General features: G+C 62.1%; 3 protein-coding genes. 2 read left to right on the top strand and 1 reads right to left on the bottom strand.

Annotation, left to right across the window (positions count from 1 at the left end; genetic code table 11):
• Both G6027_RS15195 and G6027_RS15190 read left to right on the top strand, forming a co-directional pair.
• On the top strand, positions 1–2,578 hold a 2,578-nt coding region (locus G6027_RS15195), incomplete at its 5' end, for an N-6 DNA methylase (protein ID WP_194306714.1).
• 4 nt (positions 2,579–2,582) lie between these two features.
• Positions 2,583–3,056 carry a hypothetical protein gene (locus G6027_RS15190; protein WP_182637902.1) on the top strand — a complete coding sequence of 158 codons (474 nt, stop codon included), beginning with the start codon at positions 2,583–2,585 and terminating at the stop codon, positions 3,054–3,056.
• A 1,449-nt stretch (positions 3,057–4,505) separates the two neighbouring features.
• On the opposite strand, the gene G6027_RS18445 is transcribed toward G6027_RS15190, so the two are convergent.
• The coding region (locus G6027_RS18445) for a hypothetical protein (RefSeq protein ID WP_206682497.1) at positions 4,506–4,875 on the bottom strand (370 nt) is incomplete at its 5' end.

Raw genomic sequence — 4,875 nt, 5'->3', positions numbered from 1 at the left:
GTGGGGCCAATTCAGACTGGCACACTCAAAGGGCCGCAAGAGTGAGAAGTGGCGGCCCGACTACGCCATCACCGTGGGGGCGAAAGTCCGGTGGATCTGCGAGGCAAAGGGCGTCGAAGAGAATCTCGACGACTGGGTCGGACAGTCGCAGAGCTATTGCTTGGCGCTCAACAGCACCCAGTCGGATAACCCGGTCGAGTTCTTCATGCTGACGAACGGCGTGACCACGCGGGTGTACCGATGGGACGACGCGACCCCCCTGGCCGAGGCCTCGTTCGGTGACTTCGTCGACGGCAACCAGGCGTACGCGACGATCCGCGCCCTTCTTGCGCCAGGGGCGTTCAAGTCCGCGCCGGCGACTGTTCCCGCTGCCAAGGGCGAGCACGTCCTCCGGCGGCGCTCGGTCTCCGATTTGAACTCCGACTTCGCCTGGGCTCACCGGCTGATCTATAAGCGCGACAACCTGAGCTACAACGCGGCCTTCATGGAATTCGTGAAGGTCATCTTCCTCAAGCTCCACTCGGACCGCGAGGCGCATGCCAACCCCGACGCGCGGGAGCTGGACGACCGCTCCACCGTCGTGCCGGCTGAGTCCGTGAAGTTCTCGACCGCGTGGATCAAGTCGCGCGAGGCCGACACGCCGAGCCCGCTCGACTCCATTCTGTTCCAGAGGCTGCTGAGTGACTTCGAGGTCGCTATCACAAACGGCCGGAAGAAGCGCATCTTCCCGAAGGGCGAGCGGCTACTGCTCTCCCCGGATACGCTCCGTGCTCTCGTCGAACGACTCGAGTACGTCGACCTCATCAGTATCGACGCCGACCTCAACGGCCGCATGTTCGAAACGTTCCTCAACTCGACCCTCCGAGGCAAGGCACTCGGCCAATACTTCACGCCACGCAGTGTCGTGAAGCTCGCGACCGGGCTTGCCCAGCTACGCGCCGATGACCAGCACGTCGACCGGGTCATCGACGCGTGCTCGGGGACGGGCGGGTTCCTGATTGAGGCGCTTGCCGACATGTGGGGCAAAATCAATGCCAACACCTCGTTATCGAACAAGCGCCGCGAAGAGCTCCGCATGCAGGTCGCGGAGCGATCGCTGATTGGCGTCGACGTCGCCCGCGACCCGGCACTCGCCCGCATCGCGCGGATCAACATGTACCTCCACGGGGACGGCGGCACGAGCGTCTACCAACTCGATTCCCTGGATAAGAGCGTCGCGTCCAACCCGACCGACGATCCAGAGATCGTGCAGGAGAAGGCCGAGTTCAGGAAGCGCGTCAAGCAAGCGGGAATGGCCTCTGGTGAGTCTCAGCCGCCAGGCTTGGCTGACGTCGCCCTCACCAATCCTCCCTTTGCGAAGGAATACACGCGCGATGAGGAGAGCGATGCGAAGCTGCTCAACGAGTACGTGCTCTCGTACGACACGAGTGGCGGGGCGAAGCGTCCACTCAAATCTCTCAGTTCGATGATCATGTTCCTCGAGCGCTACTACGACCTCCTCGGGCCGCGCGGCCGACTGGTCACGGTCGTCGACGACAGCATCCTCGGAGCTCCTCGACACAAGCGGGTGCGTGAATGGATTCGCAGGAACTGGATTGTTCGGGCTGTCGTGTCGCTCCCGGGCGACGCGTTCCAGCGGTCCCAGGCGCGCGTCAAGACTTCGCTCATAGTGCTCGAGAAGAAGACCTCGGAGCATGAGGCGCAGCCCGATGTGTTCATGTACTACTGCTCGTGGGTGGGCGTCGACGACCCGTCGCGCCAGCGCATACTTCCCGTCGACGCCGAGAACCGTGAACGGGCGCGTCGGGAGATCGAACGAGTCACCGCGCTGTACCGCGCGTTCCAGGCAGGTGAGCCCCAGGCTGCACCCTGGACTGTGAGCGCGGCGGCAATCACCGATCGTTTCGATGTGAAGGCCTGCCTGCCAGAAGCAGAATCGCGGGTTCCCGACTGGGAGGCGGCGGGCTTCACAATTCAACCGATCGGCGAACTCCTCGAACTCGCAGTGACTGACGCCAATCGGGGGGAAAGGGAGATCGACACTTCAGCGACCGACGACCTCGTGACCTACCTCCGCGTCCGCTACGACGGCTTCTGCGAGGCTGGAGATGAGGTATCCACCTCGGACATCGCGAAGCAGACTTTGACGCGTGTCGAATCTGGTGAGCTGGTGTTCAGTCACATCAATGCCATCCACGGCGCGGTTGCCGTCGTGCCGGATGAATTCGATGGCCTCGTGGTCACAAACGAGTACACAGTCTGCCGCCCGAGCAGCGATCTCAGCGCCAGCGTCATCTGGGCGCTCGTGCGATCCCCTGAAGCTCGAGCTGAGATGCTGTTGCTCGCGACCGGCATCGGTCGAACCAGGGTGCGCTGGGAAGAACTGCGCAAGCTGCGCCTCCCCGTACCGGGCCAGGATGTACGCAACCGAATCGACGATGCGGTGAAGCGCGCGAACCAAGCCGAGGACGACATGCGCAGGCTGCGGGCGGAGGCGAACCAGACGGCGTCGACCGAGATGCTCCTTGACAGCGAACGATCGCGCTCGATTATCGCAGCGTTTAAGCCGCCGCGCTAGGACCATGACTGACGTCGAGGAGTACCTGAGAGACGCAGCCGCACTGGCAGGGCTCACACCTGAGGACCTGCTCGCGCGTGTCCTGCACGTCGAGGATGGCGTTTTCGCAGAGGTCGTCGCGGCCATGGACGGGCCGACGAAGGTCCTCGCGGCGCGGCTGGATCACGAGATCCGGATCCGCAATCCCGGGCTTCACTACGTAATGCGCAGTATGTTCATCGGCTACCGCCGCGAAGGCGTCACGCACTCGCCGTTAGGGGAGCGCTCGCAGATCTTCCTGAGCCTGATCCGGAACCGCTCCCGCCTCGAGGTGGTGCTCCCAGCCGATCCGCAGCGAGTTGCCTCTATGCCCAATGCCCAAGACCTGCAAGGTAAGGGCCACCACGGCGTTGGCAACGTCCGTCTCTTGCTGAGCAACGACTCCGAGGTCGATCGATTCCTCCGGGACTTCGACGACTGGTTGGCACCTCGGTCCTGAAGAAGTGACGGGATGGCGCTGGCAGGACCGCCTTCATTCCCCCGCCGCCTACACATACCGACCGAAGGGCGCACCGTGCGCACTAGACCTGGCCAGGGACTCGACTCCCGCACGAACTCTGCAGGCTCAGCTAAGTCTCCTGCGCCCAACCTATGTCAGGGCAGTGGGGGTGTCAGGGCTGACGCCAAGGAGCGCGAGGCCGTCCGTTGTCCTTCACAATTCGAAGCGCGCACTCGTAGGCTCGTCGGGTCTGGCCGTTCGACGGAGACCTTCCTTCGTGTACCGCATCGTTGCGCACCTTGACCACTCCCGCCCTTAGGTCATCGTCCTCGGCGTAGCTAGAGTCGTGCCTCTCAAGCCACTTCGACCATTTTTCTGCGGGTCCGCGATCGGGCCGCGGTTGTGTTGAGTTGCTGCGATGCGCCCGGGACGCCAGACTTACTTCGACGGCTGTAGCCAGTTCAATAACAGCGCGCCGGTTGTAGCCTCGGTCTACATCCAGACACCCGGAAAGTAATAGCTGCCATTCCAATGGCGGGCTCTCATCGGGTTGGCGGGCGAGAATCTCTCGAAGGTCCGTCACCTCCACGGGATCCACATTCGGAATTGTGTAGCGAACGGAAGCAGGTTGCCAGCAGCTTCCTGTCCAACGCCGGAATCCTGGCGCCATTGGTGTCGCGGAGAATAGTTGATCGCGGTGATACAAATCTTGGCCGGTCAGGATGCTCACCCACTCAGCGATCTGGCCGAACCAGAGGTCCAGACAGCGACTTGCGGCGTCAACGATCTGGTTCGTATCAGCGCCATGCGCGTCTTCGGTGGACGCCGAGATCCCATGCAGCTCCAGCCCGATCGCTCGCACCGCGGTCGCGCGAGGAGGATGGTCGGCAGCGAACTCCGTTGCCCACTCGGGATCAATGACGGCAGTGCTGCGGTCGTAGTGTTCAAGTGAGACCGGGCGGTGGCCGACTACAGGACTAAGAGCGCTAGTGGGGACACCGCTTAGCTCAGGTGGGCCGACCAGCCCGGCCGGTGATAGCAGCTTAGGCATGATCACCGTTGCTCGGACCGTACCGATATGAGTATCGAAGTTCTGACCGCATGCATCCCAAGACACCCAGATCGGACGCGGTAGCTCATAGACAGCAGAAATGCTCATTCGCTCAATATGCCAGTGCGCAGGGGTTATTAAAAGAGCGTCGGCCGGCCACATCGTCGTAAGCATTATTCGAAATGCAGGACTCGTCCCGCGTTCAACCTCCAACAGGTGCTGAAGCGACGGTTTGTTGGTCAATCACGCGCAGGTCACCAGCGGTTCGAGGCCGGACGACGTGCGACCAGTTGGGGGAGGGGTCGAGTTTGCGGAATCTACAACTCGGCATCGTCAGCTTGTCATAACGTCTGGTTACCGGCCGGAATGGCGCCGACCTGGGGGACCGTCTCCAAGCTTCAAGAGCTGGCGGCGGGCATGCCTTCCTTGAAAGGGACGGCATTGCTGATCGCCCATCGCATGAGTTCTGTCACTGGCAGGTGTTCATGTTGACTGCCTCTGGAATCGGAGATGAGGCCCGCGTTTGCTCGTGTCTCATCGCCGGTATCGTCTACTGCCAGAATTCCGCATCCTGGCAGAACGGAGAGCTTCGTGCCTGCACGAGAGCCGACTACTGCCAGAACGTAGGTGTGCTGCGCCGACACCGGTGACTTCAGCGGGTCGGACCTGTCTTGGAGTAGCGCTGGTGGGAACGTCACTTGGAGTGAGTCATCAGCTCGGCCCTTGAGATGTTCAATAATTCGAACAGTAGCTCTGTGAGTATTTGAA

This window comes from Dietzia sp. SLG310A2-38A2, assembly GCF_014145095.1.
GTDB lineage: Bacteria > Actinomycetota > Actinomycetes > Mycobacteriales > Mycobacteriaceae > Dietzia.
Note: the sequence above shows the minus strand (reverse complement) of the source record. Positions and strands in the feature narration are given on the sequence as shown.

Excerpts from the sequence above, each read along its gene's own strand:
- G6027_RS15190 (WP_182637902.1), top strand. The coding sequence starts at position 2,583 with ATGACTGACGTCGAGGAGTACCTGAGAGACGCAGCCGCACTGGCAGGG.